The organism is Ensifer sp. ENS10, from assembly GCF_014852025.1.
Classification (GTDB): domain Bacteria; phylum Pseudomonadota; class Alphaproteobacteria; order Rhizobiales; family Rhizobiaceae; genus Ensifer.
Genome location: NZ_JACVAS010000009.1, coordinates 63,292 through 86,041, shown reverse-complemented (window position 1 = coordinate 86,041; position 22,750 = coordinate 63,292). Strand labels below are relative to the sequence as shown.

Here is a 22,750-nt window from a genome sequence, read left to right as displayed (position 1 = left end):
CGACAGGGACGTCGGGAGGCGGCGAAGATCGTCGCGATGGGGCCGGCGGACGCCAGGGGAGGATATCCCTCCCCCCGACATAGGCTGGAGCGAACGCAACCGATCAGGCGAGCAGCCGAGGGGGCGCGCGAGGATAACCGAGGCGATGCTCGCCCGTTGGCAACGGCTCTGCCCCCGCGGACCAAAACGTGTGCACCGCCGACGTGACTTGGTGGCTAAGATCGTCGCCAGGCTGCGGAGTCGCCGCCAAGACCTGCGAGGACACGCAACATCCAAGAAGGCAGCAATCGGCAGCCTTGCCACGGCCGCCGTCGTGATTGCCGTTGCTGGCGTGATCCGCGCTGATGCACAGTGCATTGCCGAAAGCGTCGAGTTGCGAGAAGGCAGGCATCGAGCTGAAGGCAAATGCGCCGGCGACCGATTGCAGCACGAACAGGCAGGCAGCGATGAACGCCAGTCCCCAACCGTTGCGTCGCCTCACCACAATCAAGCTCCTTCTACGCTGTCTCCGAGAATGTCCGGCGCCATCGCATAGCTAGCCGGCACGCCCGTCCCCTTCCTTGCTCCACAGCAAGCATCTGCGTGAAGTCCAACGTACCGGACAGTCGAGCGCTGCTATTCTTCGCGCTCGCCGGCAAGAACAGACCTGCCGCAACCAGGGAGCGCGCCGCCGCCTGACAAGCGTAATCAAACTTTCATTTTTCCATCATGCAGATTGGCAAGGACTGTCACACTCAACTGTTAGCAAGCGCCCGGCTTCATTCGTGCCACCGATCCTGGTGTCCGCCAATCTGCAAGGAGCGTTTTGCAATGAAAGTCTCCGTCACTACGTCCGTATTCATCGGCCTGATGGCAAGCGTCGCGTTTGGCGCGTCGGCGGCCGCAGCCGAAAAGACGAAGTTCGAATTCTGGTACGGCCTTTCGGGTGATCTTGGCGAACGTGTCCAAGATGCCTGCAAGAAGTTCAACGACAGCCAGTCCGAGTTCGAGATCGTCTGCACCTCTCAAAATGGATACGACACGACCCTGCAGAACACGATTGCCGCCTACCGCGCCAAGAAGCAGCCGGCAATCACCCAGATCTATGATGCCGGCACCCTGGACATGATGCTGTCGGGCGCATTCGTGCCCGCCAAGAAGCTGATGGCCGAAAACGGCTACACCATCGACTGGAACAACTATTTCGGCGGCATCGCCAACTATTACGCCACGGCAAAAGGCGAGCTGAATTCCTTCCCGTTCAACTCCTCGACGGCCATGTTCTATTACAACGTTGACGCCTTCCAGAAGGCCGGCATCGACTTCAAGCCGGACACCTGGGAACAGGTCGAGGAAGCTGCCCGCAAGCTGAAGGCCGCCGGCTACGAATGCCCGCTCGCCTTCAATTTCGACACCTGGCCGCTGATGGAGCAGTTCTCGGCCATCCACAACCAGCCGCTCGCCACCAAGGCCAACGGTTACAACGGGTTGGACGCCGAGCTTGTCGTCAACAAGACCAAGTTCGTCGATCACGTGAAGTTCTTCAAGAAGATGGCCGACGAGAAGCTCTTCGTAGTCAAGACCAAGCAACTCGGCATGGACATCGTCCCCGCCTTCACGTCCCAGACCTGCCAGATGATACAGACCTCGATCGCCGACCACGGCACGATCGGCAAGACCCTTCCCGAAGGTGTGAAGTGGGAAGTCGCCATGTTGCCCGTATGGAAGGGCACGGAGCGGCAGAACTCGCTCGTCGGCGGCGCATCGCTCTGGGTGCTCGCCGGTCGTCCGGAAGCGGAATACAAGGGCGCGGCCGCCTTCCTCAATTACCTTGCGACGCCGGAAATGGCCGAGTGGTGGTCAACGGTGACGGGTTACATCCCGGTGACCAAGACCGGTTTCGACGCCATGAAGGCCAACGGGTTCTACGACAAGGCACCCTACAAGGGGCGTGAACTCGCCATCCAGAGCCTGTCGTTCACCCCGACCTCTGAAAACACCCGCGGCATCCGCCTCGGCGGCTTCACGCAGATCCGCAAGGAGTTCGCGACCGCCCTCGAAGCGATCTTCATGCAGAACGCAGACGTCCAGGCCGAGCTCGACAAGACGGTTGAACGCGGCAACGCCGTTCTGCGTCGCTTCGAGAAGACCTACGCTGGACAGACCCTGAACTAACATCTGATCCGCCCGGAGCCTGCCGCAACATCGGCAGGCTCCGATTTCTATTCTTGCGCATCGGAAATACAACACATGGACAAGCGTGCGGCCTTTCGCAGCTGGTGGCTGCCCAGCCTATTCGCCCTTCCACAGATCATTTTGATCCTGCTCTTTTTCTATTGGCCGGCGGTCGCCGTGTTGCGATGGGCCTTCACGCTGGAGCCGCCATTCGGCGGCGCCGCTGAGTTCGTCGGTTTTGCCAACTTCCAGGAAGTATTCGCCGACCCGCTCTACTGGAACTCGGTTGGCGTCAGCCTGGCATTCGCCCTTTGCGGCACGCTTGCCACCATTTTCATTGGCCTTGTTCTTGCCCTTGCTGTCGACCGGCAGTTGCCGGGCTCCGCACCGTTCCGGTTCCTCTACATTCTGCCTTACGCGATTGCGGGGCCGGCCGCCGGCATGGCTTTCCGTTTCATCCTTTCGCCTGAGCGCGGGCTGATGGCATCGGTCAACGCCACGTTTCCGGATTTCTGGAACCCAGCCAAGTACGGCAGCCATGCCCTTATTCTCGTCATTGTCGTTTTCGCCTGGAAATGGGCGGGCTACACCTTCATCTTCCTTCTTGCTGGTCTGCAGTCGGTCCCTCGATCGCTGATTGAGGCGGCCGCGATGGACGGATGCGGCCCGATCCGCCGCGCAGTCGACATCCAGATCCCGCTGCTGGCGCCAACACTCTTCTTCCTGCTGGTCATCATGATGACCGAAGGTTTCGTCGGTGCCGACACATACGGCATCGTCGCCCGAACCACGGATGGCGGCCCGAACCACGGCACCGACGTGATGGTCTACCGCATCGTCGAAGAGGCGTTCCGCGGCTTGAACTACTCCGGCGCTTCGGCCCAGAGCCTCGTGCTCATAGGCCTCATCATGATCTTCACCTTTATCCAGTTCCGCTTCATCGAGCGCCAAGTCCATTACAAGTGAGGCTCCCATGATCCAGCGGACACCTTTCGCCAACGCGCTGACCTATGGCGTGATGATCTTCGGCTTCCTGCTGCTGATCGGCCCCTTCATCGTCATCGTGTCGGGCGCCAGCCAGACATTCCAGCAGGTCAACGCCATACCCTTCAGCTTCGTGCCGCAGGACCGCCTCTTCGAGAACATGAGCGCCGCCTGGTCGCGCGCCAACCTCGGAACAGCGATGCTGAACAGCTTCGTCATGGCCAGCCTCGTCACGGTCGGCAAGGTGGCGCTATCGGCGCTGACGGCCTTTGCCATCGTGTTCTTCAGAACGCCGCTCAAGGGCTTCTTCTTCTGGATGGTGTTCATCACCCTGATGCTGCCGCTCGAGGTGCGCGTGGTGCCCACCTATGCGGTCGCTGCCGACCTGTTTCAGCCGGTTCGACTGCTGATTTCCGCCGTCACCGGTTTCGAAGTTTCCGTCGATTGGAACCTTCTCAATTCCTATGCCGGCCTCACGCTGCCGTTGATCGCAACCGCGACCGGAACGTTCCTCTATCGCCAATTCTACCTGACCCTGCCCGACGAGCTGGCGGAGGCCGCACGCATGGACGGGTCAGGCGCGATCCGCTTTTTCATCGACATGCTGCTGCCGCTCTCGCGCACCAACATGCTCGCACTGACGACCATCATGTTCGTCTATGGGTGGAACCAGTATCTCTGGCCCCTCCTGATGGTGACGGACCCCCAATACAAGACCACGATGATGTCGCTGGTCGCACTCCTGCCGTCCGACAACGGCACGCCGGACTGGAACGTGACGCTCGCCGGATCGCTGATCATCATGCTGCCTCCGCTCATCGTCGTTGCCGTCCTTCAGCGGTGGTTCGTTCGCGGCCTCGTGGCCACGGAAAAATGACCCCGCTTTCCCCAAACAGAACAGACAGAGAGGTCCGCGCCCATGGCTGACATCGCAATTCGCGCCGTGCGTAAATCCTACGGAAAGAACCCCACCCTGCATGGCATCGACCTCGCCTTTGCGTCGGGAGAATTCGTCGTGATCCTCGGCCCGTCCGGCTGCGGCAAATCAACGCTTTTGAGGATGATCGCGGGGCTCGAGGACATCACCGCCGGCGAAATCGCCATCAACGGCCACGTCGTAAACAGGCTCGAGCCACGTGAACGCGGTTGCGCCATGGTGTTCCAGAACTACGCCCTCTATCCGCACATGACGGTCGCGGGAAATATCGGCTATGCCCTGAAGGTGGCCGGTGTCCCGAAGGCGGAGCGTTTGCGCCGGATCGAGGAAACGGCGAAGATCGTCGGGCTCTCCGATTATCTCGATCGCAAGCCGGCGGCACTTTCCGGCGGCCAGCGCCAGCGCGTCGCCATGGCGCGCGCGATCATTCGCGAACCGAACGTGTTTCTTTTCGACGAGCCGCTGTCGAACCTGGACGCCAAGCTGCGCGTCACCATGCGGGCGGAGATCCGCAAGCTGCATCAGCGTCTCCAGGCAACGTCCATCTTCGTCACCCACGATCAGGTGGAAGCGATGACGCTGGCGGACAAGCTGGTCGTGATGAACAAGGGCGTGGTCGAACAGGTCGGCCAGCCGCTCGACATCTACCACCGGCCGGCAAGCATCTTCGTCGCATCCTTCATCGGCTCGCCGGCGATGAACCTGTTCGATGCCGCTGTCGACGTTGACAACGCCTGCCTGGCGTTCGGCGGCACAAAGATGCCGATAGACAGGGCGCTTGCTGGGCGACTGGGCGCAAGGCAGATCACGGTCGGTATTCGCCCGGAACAATGTGTCGTTGCGCCTGAAGCAAAAGGCGTCTCGATCAAGGTGGATTTCGTTGAGGAGCTCGGCTCCGGCCGCGTCATCCACTCGGAACTGAATGGCCATCCCTTCGCCGCCAGTGTCGACGAGCATACGCGCGCCCGGCCGGGCGATCGGATCACCCTGGAGCTGCCTCTGGCGCATTTGCATCTCTTCGACCAGGAGACCGGCCGGCGAATCCACGTCGATCTGGAGCCCCGCGCCGTCAGTAGCGCCGCCAGCCATCCGACGCTCCAAGCAGTCTGATCACTTCAACAAATCAGGAGAAACCGTGATGAACGACATCATAGCCGCCGTGGGATTCTGCAATCGAACGGGCAAGGGCGATCTTTCGAGCCTTGACGCCTCCTTGCGCGAAATTGCCGAGACCGGAGCCGACGCCTGCGAGATCGGAATCTATGGCGAAGAGATCGTCAGTGGCGGCCGCATCATCGAAGACCGTGTCCAGCGCGTCGCCGAGATGACGAAGAAGTACACCTTCAAGAAGCTATCGCTGCACGGCCAGATCGTTTCCAACTTCATGGACCGCCAGCACCACCATCTGCAAAAGAAGGTCGTGAGGGCGATGCTCGAGCTGTGCGACCGGCTTGGTGCGGGGATCCTCGTCCATCACTCCGGCGCAGCACAGCTTGCCCCCGGAGAGAATGCCGCTGATCTCGACAGGATGGAACGCGACGCACTCGCGGAGATGGCGCAGATCGCAAAAGGATACGGGGTCCGCATCGCACTCGAAAACATTTTCACGACGGAAAGCGGCCAGTATCGACAGACACCGAGCCAGGTCGCCGAAACCGTGCGAGCGATCGGCTCGAACAACGTCGTCGCGCTCATCGATTTCTCGCATGCCTATATCGAGGCCACGCATCGCGGGCTTGATTTCCGTGACGAGCTGAGGGCAATGGCGCCGGTGACGGGCCACCTCCATGTTCACGACAGTTTCGGCCTGCCCTATTCCATGAACCGCTTCTATCATCCGGCCGAAGCGACCGCGCTCGGCATCGGCGATCTGCATCTGCCGATCGGCTGGGGCGACATTGCCTGGGATGACATCTTCTCCGAACTGACCTTCCTTCCGGATACGACGCTGATCATGGAAATCGGCGCCGAGCGGTTTGCCGATCAGCAACCTGCGTGCCTGGAACGGGCAAGGGGTCTCGCCGCAGCGGTCGGACTTCGATCCGCTGCGTAATGTTTCCGGTTGCCCCGCCGCATGTGTGGTGGGGCAACCGGATTGCACCCGCTCAAAGCGCACATTCCGGCCGCTCGCCTCCTCGATGATCTCTATGCGCTTATGGAACGCCTCGGCGTGCGCTCACTCGACGAGATTCGCGGGTGCGCCCGCGCAGAGGCAGCACCTGAGACTTGAGCCGCAGGATGGTTGAGCTTCGTGCACTCTGCATGAAACCGGCCTCCCACAGCGCGTTGCCGTATCACCGCAAAAATCCGACCTTCGACATCCCTGATCTCGGCGCACGTATCCCTGTTCGCGCGGTCAGTGCCGACGCCAATCCATCGGCCGCGCGTTTTTCTAATGCGGCCGAATGGCTCAGCGGGCGGCCGCGACATCACCCGACTTGTCGAGGGGATAGGCGTAGGCACCTGCCTTTGAGGTCCGAAAGCCGCCACTCGCCAATGCTTCGGCGAGCTTGACGGCCGCCACCACGCCATCGATGACGGGTACTCCAGCTTCGCGGGAGAGCCAATCGCACAGCTGCGCCATGCCGGCACAGCCAAGGACGATGGCGTCTACGCCATCCTCGCGTATCGCCGCGCGCGCTTCGCCGAGGAGTTTGGTACGCGCACTTTCCGGGTCGGCTTCCAGAGCTAGAACAGGCAGGTCGACCGAGCGCACGCGCCGGCAGCGCGCGGCAGCACCATATTGCTTGACGAGATCCTCGATCACCGGCACCGACCTCGGCAAGGTGGTGATCACCGCAAAGCGGGTTGCCACCGTCATTGCCACCTGTACCGCCGCCTGGCAGATACCGATGACCGGGCCAGTTGCCACTTCGCGCGCAGCCGCAAGGCCGGGATCATCGAAACAGGCGATCACATGTGCCGACGCACCCCGCTTCTCCGCAGCACGGATCGCCGCCAGCATCGCCGGGACGGCCATCGCCTCGTCTGCGTAGCCTTCGATCGAGACGGGCGTACCGATTGCGGTCTCCGCATCGATCACAGAGCCTTCCGATCGCACAGCTTCGGCGGCCCGTGCGATCTGATCGGTCATTGATGCGGTCGAGTTCGGATTGATGACATGTATGCGGATCATCGGGCGGCCCTCTCCGGCCTTGGGTTCACTTGCGCGAGCTCCAGAGGCAGCAGTTCCTCCGGCTTTTTAAGTTCGAATTGCCGATCTGAGGTGATGTAATTGTCGGCATGCAGCCGCGCGATCGGCTGATAGGTCTCGGGGTTCGCGTAACGCCCCGCAGGATCGAGGCACCGGTCCTGGATATGCATGTGCACGACCCTGCCGATGACCAGCACGCGCTTGTGATAGTCGAGGATCTGCTCGACCCTGCATTCAAAGCTGCAGGGACTTTCGCCAATACGGGCGGCGTCGATCTGGTTGCACGGTATCGGCGTCAGGCCCGCGAAATCGAGTTCATCGACCTCCGAGGCGAAATTGACGCCACAGACGATCATCGCATCGGCGAGCGCCATGTCGACCATGTTGACGACGAACTCGCCGGTTCGGCGGATGTTCGTGACCGTGTCCTTCTCGTCGCCATTGCCACGGTTCTGGATCCCGAGCGCCACCAACGGCGGTTCATGGGAGAACACGTTGAAGAAGCTCATGGGCGCTGCGTTGTTGTGTCCGGCTGGCGATCGCGTGCCAACGAGCGCGATGGGGCGCGGACCGATGAAGTTGGTCAGCAGTCGATAGCGATCCGGAGGCGGTAGCGTGGTGAAATCTATGTTCAAGTCCGGATCTCCTGCTTGCCTGTTGATAAATTCAGCAAAGAACCCCGACGCCCGGCACGACGACAATCGGGGCGGCAGCGCTCACGCCCGCCGTTGACTACATTGGGGAATGGCGTCGGTGAACGGCAAAGGGCGGCCAAAAGCACTGATCGCTCGAGCGCGCAGACACGGCCGACACCGACATACATCCTTCGGTGGGAACTATAGATTCTCAGGAAAGCATCGCCGGCCCGCCGGTCGGCAACGGGTACGATGCGCATGCTGCCCTCCCCGACAGTGCCAATCCCGAAGATCAAGCTATATTGCATCCATTATAACGTCAATATCGTACACCTTAATTGCATACAATAATGAGAAATATTAGAGAGATGGACCCTTCTCCAGCAAGGCAAGTAACTCGCCGCGGAAAGCTGGCAGGCATATATGGAAAAGAAATCATGATCTTGCGGAGATCAAGTGGCAGATGAAGCGCGTAGAGGCGGAACCACGCCACTCCCGCGCGCGGCAGATGTGGACGAGCTTTCCTTGATTGTGCGCTCGGATCAATTGCATACAAAACGCGCGAGTACGCATTCCCGAACGTGAGCTTCCCATAGGTCAAGCCGAGTGCCAGAAGGCGCCCGCGGCTTAAAGACCCTCTTCCTTGGCGTAGGCAGCAAGGAGATCCGGCAAGCCGTCCTCAACGTTGCTTTTCAGCAAGGCTCGGGCAGTGATGGCGCCGATGTGATGGCCCATTAGCTCGCATGCCCTTTCGCGATCGTCCCGCGCAAGGGCCGCGATCAGGGCGCGGTGCTCGGATACGGCGCAATCGGAAGAATGGGGGCGCCCATAGAGCGACAGGATCATCGACGAGCGCGAAACGAGTTCCGTAACATACCGCAATAGGATCGTGTTCTCAGTCAGTCTTGCAAGCAGGACGTGAAACTCACCGGCGAGTTGAATCGAGGTCGATGGATTGCTGACCCTTGCCTTGTCCTCGGCATCGACATGCGCTTCAAGCTCCTTGATCTTCTGCGCAGTCAGCTTGCCGATCAGGCTATCGACCACCAATGTCTCCAGGGCTTGCCGCACGGCAAAGATATCGTGTCCATCCTCGAGGCTGGGATGGCTGACACAGGCACCCTTGTTCGGGCGCAATTCGATCAGTCCCTCGCCGTTCAGCCGGGCCAGCGCCTGGCGCACGATCGTGCGGCTAACACCGAGCCGCTCGCCGATCGAATCCTCCGGCAGCTTGGTTCCCGCAGCGAAGGCCTGGTCTAGGATCGCGCGCTTCAGGATACGATAGACCACGTCCGACTTTGGAACCGAGGATTTTGCATTGCTGGCGCTGGGTTTGGGCGTCATCATGAAGAACCTGAAAAGTGGCGGGGCGTGCGGTCGAAAGAGTCTGCCGAGAGATGGACCGCAAACAACTATCATCCCCCAATCGGAACGGCAAAGGCGCGGCCGACCCCTTCGGCCGACCGTTCCTGCGATTGCCTGTCGACGTCTACAAAGCGTCACTCGATGGCCGGCAGGTCACCTGCCAGTTCGCCGCCGTCCACGACGACGCGGCCGCGCCGGATAACGGTGCGCTTGCGCGGGGTTAGCGCGACCGCTTCCGCCAACGTGCGCGCCGGCACCAGCACCAGATCGCCGAAACAACCTTCGGAGAGACCATAATCGCCGAGCCCGATGCCTTCTGCACCACCGAACGTGCAGACGCGGGCCGCATATTCGAGATCGACATCATTGGCCATGCCGTTGCGCTGCGCCAGATACTTCGCCCGCTCCAGCATGTCGCCATTTCCATAAGGCTCCCAGGTGCCTTGAATACCGTCGGAACCGGAGGCGACGGTGAGACCGCTCGCGCGCATCAATCTTAATGGCAATGCGGGCGCCGATGGACTTCCCACAGTCATAACCGCGATACGCTCGGCTGCCAGCCGTTCGATCAGCCCAGCCTGTCGTGAGGCATCGAGCATCCCCAGGCAGTAGGCATGGCTTACCATGACCCGCCCCTGTAGAGACAAGGCGCGTGTGCGTTCGATGATGAGTTCAAGGCAAAATGCACCGAGGTCGCCCGGTTCGTGCAGATGGATGTCGATCGGTTTTGCGTGACGATCCGCAAGGGCGAAGATCGCATCGAGGTGACGCACCGGATCGCGCTCGATGGAAGCAGGGTCGATACCGCCGACGATGTCGGCGCCGGCGCTGAGAGCCGCGTCCATCAACTCGAGCGTGCCCGCGCGCGGCAGCATACCACTCTGCGGGAAAGCCACGATCTGCACATCGACCAGATCACGCATTGCCTCGCGCGTTTCGAGGACACCTTCGATATTGGCAATGCCGATCTCGGTATCGACGTCGACGTGGCTGCGAATGCTCAAAACGCCGTAGGCAAGCGTCTGCATGATCTGACGGGCCGACTGCCGGCGCGCATTGATGCCAAGTTCGCGCTTGGCGTTGCGGTCGGCCAGGATCCGGTCATTGCGGGTCGGGCCAACCCGGTTTTCGAACCAGTCCATGCCGATAAGTGTCTTGTCGAGATGGGTATGAGCCTCGACAAGACCCGGCATGGCGACATGTCCGGCCGCATCGATCTCGACCGCGGCCCGGGCGCTATCGGCTGTCACGAACCGGCCGTCACGGATGAAAAGGTCTTCGAGCGGGCCGCCGAAGGGACGGGCATTGCGGATGAGTAGGTCTGCAGTCACCTTGATATCCTCGTTTGTCCCAATGCTTAACGACGCTCGCTTAGTCCGGCACGAGCCATCGCGAGATCAAAGGCGCGCAAGGCGCGATCCAGGATCGCGTCTTCGTCCTGACCAACAAGGCGCCTCCCGCGCATCAGCACCCGTCCACCGACGATGGTCGTATCCACGTCGGCCCCGTTGGCGAAGCGCGCAAGGCGTTGCACCGGATCGTGCGGCGGCCAGAGATGGGGCTGACGCATGTTTACGAGGAGGATATCGGCGCGCTTGCCGGCCTCGAGCGAACCGAGTTCATGCTCCATCATCAGCGCGCGCGCGCCCTCGATCGTCGCCATCTCAAGCAGCTGCAGCGGCGGCAACACGGCATCGTCCGCGAAATGGCGCGCGTGGTAACGGTGCGCCTGGAACAGATTGCGAAACATGTCGAAAGGCCTATCGGGTGCCGCGGCATCGGTGCCGAGGGAAACCGTGACGCCGTCCGCCATCAGTTCCGGCGCCGGGCAGCGACCGTAAACCGACATCAATGCACTGGGATTGTGTGCGACCTTGGCACCGGTTCGTTTCAGGACTGCGCGGTCGCCCTCGGTCAGGTCTATGCAATGGGCAAGCAGCGATCGCTCGTCAAACAGGCCGAGGCGCACGTCATTGGCGGCGATGGACCCGTCGCGGTGTCCATCCTGTACCAGGAGGCATTCTCTTTCCCGCGCACGATCTCGGACCTTGCATGCAATTCTGTATACCGTTTCATCGCGCAGTTCCTGCTCATCGAATACCGGCAGGGAAAAGACGACCTGTAGCCGCTCGTCACGTCCCGCCCAAGCATCGACCAACTCCGTGGCCACGTCGATTTGCCGGTCCGGGTCGACGACGATGTCGCTGTGGGCCGTCGGCGTATACTGGCGATACACATGATCCTGTCCTGGACGGTTCGGCCCCACTGCCAGAACCTCCCGCACGCCCATGGCGGCAACCGAGGCGAGGTGCGCTTCGGCCGCCTCCGGCGCCTCGCTGCGCATGATATCCGGGCCGCCGCCAAACAGCAGCGCCGCGGTCGTCGTACCGCATTTGATCCTCTCGGCGGCCGACAGCGCCGCCTCCGCCGCCCAGAATTCAGCATCTGTCGCGGTTGCGTAGATACGGCCGGTCACGGACATCCAATCCTCGGCTTCACTGCCCAGCCCCTTGGTCAGCATATGTCCGGCATGGGCGTGCGTGTCGATCAATCCGGGCATCGCGACCATGCCGGCCGCGTCGATACGCTCCGCATGCGTTTTTCCGACAAGGCTTCCGTCACCGATGGCGGCGATGCGTCCATTCTCAACCAGGATATGGCCGCGATCGAGAACCCGCCGTCCCGGATCCATCGTGATGATCGTGGCATTTTCAATCAGTAGTGCGTTCGTCATGGACGTTTCCCTCTCCGGCTGCCGGGTTTGGCGATCTTTTTTGACAAAGCGCTGCCAAATCGACTTTCGCCATCTTGATATTGTTTGCATCAGATGTACACTATTTTTGGGAACATTCGTATCCAATAGCAAAGACAATATGTATACGTTAAACGGGAGAAACCAGTGAAAACCTCTATAAAGACCCTTCTGACGGGACTCGCCCTTCTGGCGCCGCTGTCTGCGCCCGCATTTGCCGAAACGCTGCGGTGGGCCTCATCCGGCGATGTCATTTCCTACGACCCGAACGCTCAGGTCGACAGTTTCACCCAGAGCGTTCACCACATGGTTTTCGATCCTCTGGTGCGCCGCAACAAGGATCTGAAGCTGGAGCCGGCGCTTGCCACGTCCTGGGAAGTCGTCGAGCCGACGCGCTGGCGCTTCAAGCTACGCCAAGGCGTGAAGTTTCATGAGGGCCAGCCCTTCAACGCCGACGACGTGGTGGCAACGATCCAGCGCCAGATCGATCCCGGCGCGCGCAACCGCGAAAACCTCTCCACCGTTGTCGGTGTCGAGAAGGTGGACGAGTATACCGTCGACCTCATCCTGCGCGCACCTTACCCGCTGCTCCTCAACGATCTTGCCGCCATCTACATCATGAGCAAGCCCTGGATGGAGGAGCACGACGCACTGAAGCCGGGCAATGCTTCGACCGGCGTCGTCACCTATGCCAGCAACCATGCCAACGGCACGGGCGCGTTCAAGCTGAAGGCCTACGAGCCGGACTCGCGCTCGGTCTTCGAAGTGAACAAGGAGTGGTGGGACAAGCCGCAGCATAATCTGGACGAGGTAGAATTCCGTCCGATTGCCTCCGACGCGACCCGCGTCGCGGCCTTGCTGTCAGGTGAGGTCGACATGATTGCGCCGGTTCCGCTGCAGGACGTCGACCGCATTGCGGCCACCGACGGTCTGAAGGTCGTCGAAAACCCGTCGCTGCGTACCATATTCTTCGTCTTCAGCTACCGGCCGGAACTGCATGCAACTCCAGGCCAACCCAATCCGCTGCGCGATGTGCGCGTGCGCCAGGCACTGTGGCACGCGATCGACACCAACACGATCCAGAAGCGCCTGATGCGCGGCAAGTCCCGCACGGCCGGCATGCTCGTCGCACCGGCAGTGACCGGCTACGACGAGGACATCGATGTACCGCTGCCTTACGACGTCGCCAAGGCCAAGGCGCTGCTGGCGGAAGCCGGCTATCCGGACGGCTTCAAGACCGGCCTCGCCTGCCCGAACGACCGCTATATCGCTGACGAACAGATCTGCCTTGCCGTTGCCTCCATGTGGGCGCAGATCGGCGTCCAGGCCAATGTGAGCGTCGAGAGCAAGACGACCTATTTCCCACGGACCGACAAGGGCGAGTTCGATGTCTATCTTCTCGGCTGGGCTTCGTTGCCGCCGATGGACGGTTTCAGCCCGCTGCAAGCGCTGCTCGCCACCAATGACGGCACCTTCGGCGGCAGCAACGCCGATGGGCTCTCCAATCCCGAGATCGACAAGCTCGCCTATGCTGCGTCGACGGAACTCGACGAAACCAAGCGCGTCGAGGATCTGAAGCAGGCGTTCCGCATCACCCATGACCAGGTCCTCTACCTGCCGCTGCATCAGCAGCCGGTCGCATGGGCGATGAGCAGCAAGGTCGACATGCCGCAGTTCCCGGACGAATATGTCCGTCCGTGGTTCGCGCAGATCAAGAAGTAATCGGGACTCTCCCAAGGCCAGTCCCGGCAAGCGAAAGCAAGCCGGGACTGGACCGCAAACCGGGTCAACCCCTCCAGAACCGGCGACGGCACGGAGGATGCGGGAGCGCATAAGCCCGGCGGCCGCCCTTAGGGCAAGATCGCTCCCCGTAAGGACTATCCGATGATCAGACTTCTTTCAGTCAGGCTGCTTCAGGCCATCCTCGTGATGGTCGCGGTGACGGCCATCGCCTTCGTCATGTTCCGTTTCGTCGGCGATCCAGTCGCCTCAATGGTTCGCGAGGGTGCAACCCAGGCGGAAAAGGACGCAGTGCGCGTCGCGCTCGGTCTCGACAAGCCGGTCTTGGCTCAATTCGTCAAATTTGTGGGTCAGGTTCTGACCGGCGACCTCGGCACGAGCTATCGCTACCAGCAGCCCGTGACGACCCTGTTGCTCAGCCGCCTTCCCGCCACGCTGGAACTGGTGATCGTTGCCACCGTGCTGGCACTGTCGCTCGGCATTCCGCTCGGGGTGCTCTGCGCGCTGAAGCCGCACGCCTTTTTCTCTCGGCTGACCCAGTCAGCGACGCTTGTCGGCATTTCCATGCCCACCTTCGTCACAGGCCTGCTGCTGATCCTGGTTTTCGCAGTGAACCTGCGATGGTTGCCATCCTCCGGACGCGGAGATCTCGTCGATATCGGATTCTGGCAGACCGGCTTTCTCTCGCTCTCGGGCCTGAAGTCGCTGATCCTGCCCTCGATCACGCTGGCATTGTTCCAGCTCACGCTGATCATGCGGCTGGTGCGCTCGGAAATGATCGACGTCTTGTCGTCGGACTACATCCGCTTCGCCTTCGCACGCGGCCTGCCGCGGACCTACATCTATGGACGGCTCGCGCTGCGCAACGCATTGATGCCGGTCGTCACCGTCACGGGCCTGCAGATCGGGCAACTCATCGCATTCGCGATCGTCACCGAGACGGTGTTCCAATGGCCGGGCATGGGCCTGCTGTTCACGAACGCCGTCGGCTATCCCGACGTGCCGGTGCTGGCCGCCTACCTTCTCTTCGTGGGCTTCCTGTTCGTCATGATCAACATGATCGTCGACATTCTCTACACCTTCATCGATCCGCGCCTGAGGACACGATAATGGCTACGCAATCCCTGATGCGCCGACTTCCGCCGGTTTCCGTTGTCATCGCCAGCCTGGTGCTCGTCGTCATGCTGGTCCTCGTCATCTTCGCGCCGCTGATCGCACCGATGGACCCGCGCGACGTCGCCTCCTATTCGCTGATGGACATGGAAATTCCGCCAGCCTTCATGGAGGGCGGCGATTCCCGCTTCCTGCTCGGCACCGACAACCAGGGCCGCGACCTTGTCTCGGTCATCCTGTTCGGCTTGAGGATCTCCGTCGTCATCGGCCTCGGCGCAGTGGTCTTTGCGGCCGTGCTCGGCGTCGTGCTCGGCCTCGTCGCCGGCTTCTTCGGCGGCGTGGTCGATAGCATCGTGATGCGGATCGCCGATATCTTTGTCAGCTTCCCGACCATCCTCGTCGCACTGCTCATCAGCGGCATTGCCCGCGCCCAGCTCAGCGCCGAGATGATGCTCGCCTGGGCGCCGCTGGTGCTGATCTTCTCCATCGCCATCAACGAATGGGTGCAATACGCGCGAACCGTACGCGCCTCGACCATGGTGGAGATCGCGCGAGACTATGTGCGCGCCGCCAAGGTCATCGGCCTGCCATCCACCCGCATCATGGGCCGACACATCCTGCCGAACATCATGAGCTCGGTGATGGTCATCGCCACGATCAACCTCGCCGGCGCGATCCTGACGGAGGCAACACTCTCCTTCCTCGGCGCAGGCATGCCGCCGACCTATCCTTCGCTCGGCACACTGATCCGCATCGGCAACCAGTTCCTGTTCTCCGGTCTCTGGTGGATCGCAGTGATGCCGGCGACAGTGCTGGTCATCCTCGTGCTGGCCGTCAACGTGATTGGCGACTATCTGCGCGACCACTTCAACCCGAAACTGATGGCTCGATGAGATGACCGAAACAACGCGCCCCGTCCTCGATATCCGCAATCTCCGTGTCGAGTATCCGCTGGCCAACGGCGACACGCTTGTCGCCGTCAAGGACATCGATCTCACGATCCGGCCCGGAGAAATCCACGCTCTCGTCGGCGAATCCGGCGCCGGCAAGACCACCGTCGGCAATGCGCTGATGGGTCTCTTGCAGGCCCCCGGCAAGATCGCCGCCGGTTCGATCGTCATTGCCGGCAAGGAGATCAACCTGCGCACCGGCCGCACCGAAGGCATCGTGCCCGGGCGCGACGTCGGCGCGATCTTCCAGGATCCGATGACGAGCCTCAACCCGCTCTTCACGGTGGAAAGCCAGCTGTGCGAAGGCATGCTCACGCATCTGAAGCTCTCCTCAAGGGAGGCGAAGGCCCGCGCACTGGAGTTGATGAAGGCCGTCGGCATCCCGGAGCCCGAGCGTCGGCTCGGCAGCTATCCGCACCAGCTTTCCGGCGGACAGCGCCAGCGGGTGGTCATCGCCACAGCACTCGCCTGCAATCCGCAGCTTATCGTGGCCGACGAGCCGACGACAGCACTCGACGTCTCGGTGCAGGCGCAGATCCTCAAGCTCATCCGGGATCTTGCCGACCAGCGGGGCGTCGGCGTGCTGCTCGTCACCCACAATATGGGCGTCGTCGCCGAGATTGCCGACCGCGTCACCATCATGCAGAACGGTGCGGTCGTGGAAAGCGGCCCGACGCGCGAGGTGTTGACGGCACCCAAGGCGCCCTATGCCCGCACACTGATCGCGGCCGTGCCGCCCATCGATACGCGGCTCGAGCGTCTGCCCGTGCCGAGCGAAGAAACGAAGGTAACGCTTGACGCGCGCGCCACGGTGCGCCGCAAGAGTGCGAAGAGCGAGACCGGCAGTCGCGACGAGGTGGTGCTCTCGGTGCGCGACCTTGCCGTGGAATACGGCGGCCGCGGATTGCTTCGCAAGACATCGGTCTTCAAGGCCGTCAAGGGCGTGTCCTTCGATGTCCGGCGCGGCGAGATTTTCGGCCTCGTCGGCGAATCCGGCTGCGGCAAGACCACCGTTGCCAACACCATCGCTGGTCTTGTCACCCAGAGCGCAGGCTCCATCGATTTCGAGGGCACGGCGCTTGGCGGCCGACGTGAAAAATCGATCCGCCAGTCCCTGCAGATGGTGTTCCAGGATCCCTATTCTGCGCTCAATCCGCGCCTGCGGATCAACGCCGCCATTGCGGAACCGATCCTGTTCTACAAACTGGCCTCGAATGCGGATGAAGCCAGGCGGGACGCAAAGACATTGCTCGAAGCGGTCGGCCTTCCCGCCGATGCCGGCGCACGCTTCGCGCACGCCTTCTCCGGCGGCCAGCGCCAGCGCATCGCCATTGCCCGCGCTCTGGGTCCGCGCCCGTCGCTGCTCATTTGCGACGAGCCGACCTCAGCGCTGGACGTCTCGGTGCAGGCACAGCTTCTCAACCTCCTGAAAGATCTGCGTGATCTCGCCGGGCTCTCCATGCTGTTCATCAGCCACGACCTCGCGGTGATCCGCCAGATGTGCGACCGCGTCGCCGTGATGAAGGCTGGAGAGATCGTCGAGCTTGCCGATACCGAAATCCTCTTCACCGCGCCCAAACACGAATATACCCGCGAGCTTCTCCGCCTTGCCCCCTCGGTCGAGCGCATCATGGGGCGGGAACTGGCTTCGGCGTAAGCGTGGATCGCAAGGCCTTTGCCGCCTTTCCGCGCCGGCCAAACCCCAACGCCATTGGGGACCTGTCGCCGACATCCTTTTTGGCCCGCCACTGTCCCGGCTTGCGCTGGTGACCTTGGGGGGCCTCCCATCGCGAATGACTGACGCGCCACCGCACAAGTGCCTCTTCGGGCCACAAACAAGAAGAAGACGTAAAGGAAATACCCGATCATGCCCAAATCAACCCAGCCCACGACGGGCCGCCAATGGATGCTGCTCATTCTCGTCGTGCTGGTCGCCGTCAATCTGCGGCCATTTCTCACCGCTCCGGGGCCCGTGCTGTCCGAGATCGTCGCCGATACCGGCATGGGATATGGCAGCCTGGCCCTGCTGACATTGTTGCCGATGATGCTCATGGGGGTCGGTGCCTTCGTATCCCCGTCGCTGCAGGCCTTGATCGGCACGCGGCGCGGCATTCTCATCGCTCTCGTTGTGCTGGCGGCCGGTTCCCTGCTTCGGCTCGTCGCACCGGGCGGCATAGCGTTGGTGATGACGGCCGCCCTTTGCGGCGCCGGCGTCGCCTTTATCCAGGCGGCTTTCCCGGGGATCATCAAGGCGGAGTTTCCGCGCAGCATACCCGTGGTCACCGGCCTCTATTCCGCCGTCCTGATGGGCGGCGGGGCTTTGGGCGCGCGGCTGACGCCATTCCTCGTCAGCGCCGGTTACGGCTGGCGTCCGGCTCTTGCCTGGCTTGCGGCACCGGCGCTTGTTGCTCTCGGTGCCGCGTGGCTGATCCTGTCGGATTCGCGCAGCGATCGCCCGGACAAGGCGCTCACCGGCCGGCTGCTCCGCCGGCCCCGGACCTGGACGCTCATTCTCGCCTTCGGCCTGGTCAACGCCGGCTACTCTTCGGCCGTCGCCTGGCTCGCCTCCTATTACCAGTCTCTCGGCTGGAGCAGCGGAGCCAGCGGCAATCTCGTAGCGCTGATGGCGATCTGTCAGGCGGCTGCCGCCCTCGCCCTGCCGGTCTTGGCCCGCCGCAGCATCGATCGCCGTGCGTTCCTGCGCCTGACGCTGGCGATGCAGGCGATCGGTTTTGCCGGTCTTTCGTTCCTGCCCCAGGCGGCGCCCGCGATCTGGGTCGGCCTGTGCGGTGCCGGCCTCGGCAGCAGCTTCTCGCTGGCGATCGTCACCGCCCTCGATCATCTGCCGCGGCCGGAAGAAGCCGGCGTGCTGGTAGCATTGATGCAGGGCGGCGGCTTCCTGATCGCGTCACTCGGCCCCTTCGCCACGGCATTTCTGCACGACATCAGCGGCAGCTTCGCCCCTGGATGGACGTTGCATCTCGTCGGCGTCGTCGGCGTTTTCTTCCTCTATACGCGCTTCAACCCGTCACGCTACGCACAAGCCATGCAGTCACCGATCTGAGCGAAATATTGCTCTCTCGAAGGGTTTCGACCCTTGGCCCGCCTCGTGCGGGCTGATCAGCATCTTGCTAGCGAACTCGGCCAGAACATAAGAGGCATCACCTGGCGACAGGCCTTTTCGTTCTGCGGCCACCGCTGTTGCCTCGGGTCGATGCCAAATCACTAGACATCTCGCCGTTTTGTATGCAATTCGAGGAGACAATTGCTACGGCTTGGAGTGACCAGTATGGCAAAGAAAGAGAGCGAAGGCGGCGGCGGCCGCGCTCAGGCCGTTCATCGCGTCCTGAAACGCGCAATCCTTGATCAGGCGCTGTCTCCAGGATCGAAGCTGCCGGAAGATTCAATCGGCGAAAGGTTGGGTGTCAGCCGGACCCTGGTGCGCGAGGCGCTGGTTCGCCTCAGCGAGGAAGGGCTAGTGGAGTTGCGGCCGAACAGGGGCGCCGTGGTCGCGCGGCCGACCCTTGAGGAAGGGCGCAATCTGTTCCTGACCCGAATGGCGCTGGAACGGCTGGTGGTCGAGACGCTTTCGGGAAAGTTGACGAGCGAGCAAATCGGCATTCTCTCGTCTCATATCGCTGCCGAGGAAGCGGCAAAGAAGGAGCGTGCTCCGTCGATCCGTCTGGCGGGCGAATTCCATACACTCCTTGCACAGATGACGAACAACGCCAGCCTCATCCGCTACGTGAACGAACTGGTCGCCCGCAGTTCCCTGATCCTTGCACTCTATGGCCGACCGCATTCTTCGGAATGCGCCGTATCGGAGCACCAGGAGCTTCTGGACAAATTGATTGCCGGCAAAACCGACGAGGCGGCAGCCCTCATGGCGCATCACCTCGATTCGGTGACGACCCGGGCTTTGCTTCCGACCGACGGAGACAGAAACATCAAGGAAGTGCTGTCCGCCTACGCTGTCGCGGAAGGCCTTGCCTAGGCGTAACGCGGCACTCCCGGAAGGTAACCGGGAGCCTAGTGCGACAGTCGGGGCGGGAGCCATTTCTTGGACACCCGCGCTACCAACCTTGTAACACTTCGACGTTCGGCACGAGGCAGACTGCCGGCTCGTGATGACGAACGTCGGTGCAGTTCAAGCTCTATCAGGCTTCGCCGACCCCACCCGACACGAGACGCCCCTTGTGGAAGGTCGCAGTCCTGGCGGGCATCCGGGCCACCGCCTCTGCCGAGCAGCTCGCTCCGACGAGCGTGAACGAGGCCTCATCGCCGGCATTTGGCCAAGCGCGTTTGCCCTTGTCGTCGAGGGGCAGAATGCCACCGGTGGCGATAGACATGGACCGGGACAGACGGAATTCGTCCGAACCACGATAAAGCTGCGCGTAGAGATATGCCTTTTCCAGCATGTCTCCGCTGCCGAATGGCGACCAGTGGTCGATGACGCTGTCGGTTCCGGTCATGACGAAGACCCCCTTCTGGGCGAGCTGCGGCAAGGGCATCATCAGTCCACCGATCGGCACCGTCGAGGCAATCGAGATCTTCTGTTCCGCCAGGCGCGACGCCGTCTCCTCCAGCACCTCCGGAGCAAGTGTCGTCAGTGCGAAGGCGTGGCTGATCGTGACTTTGCCGCGCAGAGCGGGATTCTTCTCCACCGTATCGATCATGTAGTTGACCGCCGCCACGCCGGCGGGGCTCGTTTCATGCAGATGAATGTCCACACCCTTGCCGGTATCCAGCGCGATCTGGAACATGGCGTCGAGTGACTTTTCCATGGCGCCGTCGACATTCGTCGGATCCAGGCCGCCGACATACTGAACGCCCATCTGCATGGCTTCACGCATCAGGCCATCGACCTTGGAGTGAAGCAGGCCGTGCTGGGGGAAGGCGACGATTTCGCACACGAAATCATCACGATGGTTTTCCAACGCCTGCTGCAGGTGCTCCAGGCTTTTGAGACCGCTGACCGGGTCGATGTTGCAATGGCTGCGTGCGACCGTGCTTCCCTTGGACTGCAGCAGCGCGATCAGGCCCTCGGCGCGCTCGCGCGAGGTCGGCAGCAACTGAGGAAGCAGCTTCTCCTCGAGCGCGATCATATCCATGATGGTTTTGCCCTGACGCGGGCGCGGCGCCTGCCATGGGCCACCATAAAACGTCTTATCGAGATGGATGTGCATATCGCGCATCGACGGCAGCAACAGTTGGCCGTGCGCCTGATAGCGCAGCACACCTTCGGGCAGGTTCGCATTTTCCGCGTGCAAGGCGACGATCGCGCCGTCCTTGATCTCCAACGCGTAGAGCGCAGTCCGTGTGGCGACGACGACATCGCCGTCATACTCGAACCCCTCCTCCAATCGCACGCCGGTCAGGATGTAGTGGCGATCCGCGAGCGTCTTGGTGTTCGTCTCGCCAGCGCTCTCACCCGCGCTGGCCGATGCCTCGCGAACCGCTCCGCCAGACAACCCGGCGACAGCGCACGCCGTGGTCAGCGCCCCGGTCCGGCTGAGAAAGGTTCTGCGGCTTTGCCGTGGCATCTGTTCCAACATTGTTGCGTTGCCTCATCATGGATTGGGTTAGGGCCGCCAATCTACCGAACGGCGCCACCGCATGGCAGCGACATTTACCAATGCTGGCTATTCGATTTGCCAATGCAAGCGGGCGACCACGCAGCGATCGTGAATAACAAAGGGGTGGACGCCTCCCCTCTGTCGCTACCTCCGCAGGTCACAGTACTCGATGAGGCGTTCCGCCAGCGCCAGTGCTGCGGGGCTAGCATCGTCGCGGTAAAACAGCGCCAGTTCAAAGTCATCGACGGATGGCAGACGCTCGGCAGCGCCCAGCACGCGGTGGGAAGGCAGACGGCAGCTCGCAGGCAAGAGACTGACACCAAGCCCGGCAGCCGAGGCGGCGGCAAGCGCTGCGAGACTGGCGCTGCTGTAGCTGATACGCCAGCGGATGCCGAGAGTATCGAGCGCCTGACATAATTCGTCGCGGTAGAGGCCGTTCAGCGGGAACACAGCCAAAGGCACCGGCACCTGTTCGATCGCCGGGCGCACGAGGCTGTCCAGCCACAGCAACGGTTCCGGCCTTGCCGCGCGCGGCTGTTGTTTGCGGCGCTGCTTGACGAGAATAAGGTCGAGCTCCCCGTCCCGATAGGCGAGTTGCAGATCGGCGCTGAGACCGCTCGTCACGTCCAGCCGCAGGTGCGGATGCTGGCTATTGAAAGCCGCCAGCAGATCGGCCGTCGGCACCATGAAATCCTCGGGCATTCCCAAGCGCAGCACGCCGTCGCGCCATGGGCCCGCCAAGGCGTCATGCGCCTCTTCGTTCAGCGCGATGATGCGACGCGCATAGCTCAGCAACTTGACCCCTTCCTCCGTCAGTTGCACCTGATGTGACGAGCGTTCGAAAAGCGCCTTCCCGAGCATTTCCTCCAGTCGGCGAATTTGCTGGCTGACTGTCGATTGGGAAAGGTTCACCCGCTCGGCTGCGCGGGTGAAGCTGTTGCTTTCGCAAATGGCCACAAAGCTCAGCAACAGCTGGGGATTGAACATGGGATAGCGGTTCATTCGTCCCCCAAAATGTGCTGGAGCCGATTGCGGCGAGGATGACGGCGGATCGCCGCACCATGCGATCACCAGGCGGTCCAGATCACGCGTCAAACCAAGATTGAATGCGTTGCATTTATTATCTTGTATACAATCTGCATGCAAAGGGAAAAGTACAGGCTTCGCTGCGGAACGATGGCCAGCCTCCATCCGAACCTACCCTAGAAGCCCTGGAGCGCGCCAGGTATGCGCCCGACGAGTTCATGAAGGATCGTCGCGTTTGGAACGGAAAATCGGTTCCTGCATCTCGCACCCCGGTCCATTCGCTAACGCAATGGTTTCCATCGGTTTTCTTAATTTCCGAACAGCCGAATACATCCCTATAGGCGAGGCCATGTCGCGCGCTCCG

Annotated in this window: 19 protein-coding genes; 11 read left to right on the top strand and 8 right to left on the bottom strand. The window is 61.9% G+C overall.

Annotated features, from left to right (window positions below; translation table 11 throughout):
- Positions 1–103 precede the first annotated feature (103 nt).
- Complete coding sequence (locus IB265_RS26530; protein WP_192495319.1) at positions 104–481, bottom strand: hypothetical protein; 378 nt, start codon at positions 479–481, stop codon at positions 104–106.
- 329 nt (positions 482–810) lie between these two features.
- Between IB265_RS26530 and IB265_RS26525 the strand changes: the two genes are divergently transcribed.
- The 5 genes from IB265_RS26525 (at position 811) to IB265_RS26505 (ending at position 6,128) form a co-directional block, all read left to right on the top strand.
- Positions 811–2,154, top strand: coding sequence for an extracellular solute-binding protein (locus tag IB265_RS26525; RefSeq protein WP_113133045.1), 1,344 nt, complete (start codon positions 811–813; stop codon positions 2,152–2,154).
- A 75-nt stretch (positions 2,155–2,229) separates the two neighbouring features.
- Positions 2,230–3,120 (top strand): carbohydrate ABC transporter permease, encoded by an 891-nt coding sequence (locus IB265_RS26520; RefSeq protein WP_058327180.1) that lies wholly within the window; start codon positions 2,230–2,232, stop codon positions 3,118–3,120.
- 7 nt (positions 3,121–3,127) lie between these two features.
- Positions 3,128–4,015: an ABC transporter permease subunit gene (locus tag IB265_RS26515; RefSeq protein WP_058327181.1), complete on the top strand. Its 888-nt coding sequence runs from the start codon at positions 3,128–3,130 to the stop codon at positions 4,013–4,015.
- A gap of 42 nt (positions 4,016–4,057) precedes the next feature.
- Positions 4,058–5,185 carry a sn-glycerol-3-phosphate import ATP-binding protein UgpC gene (locus tag IB265_RS26510; protein ID WP_058327182.1) on the top strand — a complete coding sequence of 376 codons (1,128 nt, stop codon included), beginning with the start codon at positions 4,058–4,060 and terminating at the stop codon, positions 5,183–5,185.
- A gap of 28 nt (positions 5,186–5,213) precedes the next feature.
- On the top strand, positions 5,214–6,128 hold the full coding sequence (locus IB265_RS26505; protein WP_113133044.1) for a sugar phosphate isomerase/epimerase: 915 nt from the start codon (positions 5,214–5,216) through the stop codon (positions 6,126–6,128).
- Between the two features lie 357 nt (positions 6,129–6,485).
- Here IB265_RS26505 and IB265_RS26500 read toward each other — a convergent pair whose 3' ends face one another.
- The 5 genes from IB265_RS26500 to IB265_RS26480 form a co-directional block, all read right to left on the bottom strand.
- Entirely contained in the window at positions 6,486–7,208 is a 723-nt protein-coding gene (locus IB265_RS26500) for an aspartate/glutamate racemase family protein (protein WP_058327235.1), read from the bottom strand.
- A complete protein-coding gene (locus tag IB265_RS26495; RefSeq protein ID WP_192495318.1) occupies positions 7,208–7,864 on the bottom strand; it encodes a flavin reductase family protein in 657 nt (218 codons plus the stop codon). Before IB265_RS26495 ends, IB265_RS26500 begins: the two co-directional genes overlap by 1 nt.
- Before the next feature lie 627 nt (positions 7,865–8,491).
- On the bottom strand, positions 8,492–9,208 hold the full coding sequence (locus IB265_RS26490; RefSeq protein WP_058327236.1) for a GntR family transcriptional regulator: 717 nt from the start codon (positions 9,206–9,208) through the stop codon (positions 8,492–8,494).
- A gap of 155 nt (positions 9,209–9,363) precedes the next feature.
- Positions 9,364–10,560, bottom strand: a complete 1,197-nt coding sequence (locus tag IB265_RS26485) for an amidohydrolase (RefSeq protein WP_113133043.1) — start codon at positions 10,558–10,560, stop codon at positions 9,364–9,366.
- 26 nt (positions 10,561–10,586) lie between these two features.
- Entirely contained in the window at positions 10,587–11,963 is a 1,377-nt protein-coding gene (locus tag IB265_RS26480; RefSeq protein WP_192495471.1) for an amidohydrolase family protein, read from the bottom strand.
- A gap of 165 nt (positions 11,964–12,128) precedes the next feature.
- On the opposite strand from IB265_RS26480, the gene IB265_RS26475 reads away from it, so the two are divergent.
- The 6 genes from IB265_RS26475 (at position 12,129) to IB265_RS26450 (ending at position 19,778) form a co-directional block, all read left to right on the top strand.
- Positions 12,129–13,703, top strand: coding sequence for an ABC transporter substrate-binding protein (locus IB265_RS26475; RefSeq protein ID WP_113133041.1), 1,575 nt, complete (start codon positions 12,129–12,131; stop codon positions 13,701–13,703).
- 162 nt (positions 13,704–13,865) lie between these two features.
- Positions 13,866–14,831 carry an ABC transporter permease gene (locus tag IB265_RS26470; protein WP_057249798.1) on the top strand — a complete coding sequence of 322 codons (966 nt, stop codon included), beginning with the start codon at positions 13,866–13,868 and terminating at the stop codon, positions 14,829–14,831.
- Complete coding sequence (locus IB265_RS26465) at positions 14,831–15,727, top strand: ABC transporter permease (protein WP_192495317.1); 897 nt, start codon at positions 14,831–14,833, stop codon at positions 15,725–15,727. Before IB265_RS26470 ends, IB265_RS26465 begins: the two co-directional genes overlap by 1 nt.
- A gap of 1 nt (position 15,728) precedes the next feature.
- Positions 15,729–17,441, top strand: a complete 1,713-nt coding sequence (locus tag IB265_RS26460; protein ID WP_192495316.1) for an ABC transporter ATP-binding protein — start codon at positions 15,729–15,731, stop codon at positions 17,439–17,441.
- A 210-nt stretch (positions 17,442–17,651) separates the two neighbouring features.
- The gene (locus tag IB265_RS26455) at positions 17,652–18,848 is read left to right on the top strand and encodes a cyanate transporter (protein ID WP_192495315.1); all 1,197 of its coding nucleotides are present in this window, start codon (positions 17,652–17,654) and stop codon (positions 18,846–18,848) included.
- Between the two features lie 225 nt (positions 18,849–19,073).
- Complete coding sequence (locus IB265_RS26450) at positions 19,074–19,778, top strand: GntR family transcriptional regulator (RefSeq protein WP_057249807.1); 705 nt, start codon at positions 19,074–19,076, stop codon at positions 19,776–19,778.
- A 163-nt stretch (positions 19,779–19,941) separates the two neighbouring features.
- On the opposite strand, the gene IB265_RS26445 is transcribed toward IB265_RS26450, so the two are convergent.
- Together IB265_RS26445 and IB265_RS26440 are read right to left on the bottom strand one after the other, a co-directional pair.
- On the bottom strand, positions 19,942–21,339 hold the full coding sequence (locus IB265_RS26445; protein ID WP_192495314.1) for an amidohydrolase family protein: 1,398 nt from the start codon (positions 21,337–21,339) through the stop codon (positions 19,942–19,944).
- Between the two features lie 165 nt (positions 21,340–21,504).
- Positions 21,505–22,362, bottom strand: a complete 858-nt coding sequence (locus IB265_RS26440; protein WP_058321912.1) for a LysR family transcriptional regulator — start codon at positions 22,360–22,362, stop codon at positions 21,505–21,507.
- Positions 22,363–22,750: the final 388 nt, after the last annotated feature.

Bases quoted from the DNA above. Each gene is read 5' to 3' on its own strand.
- IB265_RS26445 (WP_192495314.1), bottom strand. From the start codon at position 21,339: ATGTTGGAACAGATGCCACGGCAAAGCCGCAGAACCTTTCTCAGCCGG.
- IB265_RS26440 (WP_058321912.1), bottom strand. From the start codon at position 22,362: ATGAACCGCTATCCCATGTTCAATCCCCAGCTGTTGCTGAGCTTTGTG.
- IB265_RS26515 (WP_058327181.1), top strand. From the start codon at position 3,128: ATGATCCAGCGGACACCTTTCGCCAACGCGCTGACCTATGGCGTGATG.
- IB265_RS26505 (WP_113133044.1), top strand. From the start codon at position 5,214: ATGAACGACATCATAGCCGCCGTGGGATTCTGCAATCGAACGGGCAAG.
- IB265_RS26470 (WP_057249798.1), top strand. From the start codon at position 13,866: ATGATCAGACTTCTTTCAGTCAGGCTGCTTCAGGCCATCCTCGTGATG.
- IB265_RS26450 (WP_057249807.1), top strand. From the start codon at position 19,074: ATGGCAAAGAAAGAGAGCGAAGGCGGCGGCGGCCGCGCTCAGGCCGTT.
- IB265_RS26460 (WP_192495316.1), top strand. From the start codon at position 15,729: ATGACCGAAACAACGCGCCCCGTCCTCGATATCCGCAATCTCCGTGTC.
- IB265_RS26520 (WP_058327180.1), top strand. From the start codon at position 2,230: ATGGACAAGCGTGCGGCCTTTCGCAGCTGGTGGCTGCCCAGCCTATTC.
- IB265_RS26510 (WP_058327182.1), top strand. From the start codon at position 4,058: ATGGCTGACATCGCAATTCGCGCCGTGCGTAAATCCTACGGAAAGAAC.
- IB265_RS26465 (WP_192495317.1), top strand. From the start codon at position 14,831: ATGGCTACGCAATCCCTGATGCGCCGACTTCCGCCGGTTTCCGTTGTC.
- IB265_RS26490 (WP_058327236.1), bottom strand. From the start codon at position 9,208: ATGACGCCCAAACCCAGCGCCAGCAATGCAAAATCCTCGGTTCCAAAG.
- IB265_RS26455 (WP_192495315.1), top strand. From the start codon at position 17,652: ATGCCCAAATCAACCCAGCCCACGACGGGCCGCCAATGGATGCTGCTC.
- IB265_RS26480 (WP_192495471.1), bottom strand. From the start codon at position 11,963: ATGACGAACGCACTACTGATTGAAAATGCCACGATCATCACGATGGAT.
- IB265_RS26525 (WP_113133045.1), top strand. From the start codon at position 811: ATGAAAGTCTCCGTCACTACGTCCGTATTCATCGGCCTGATGGCAAGC.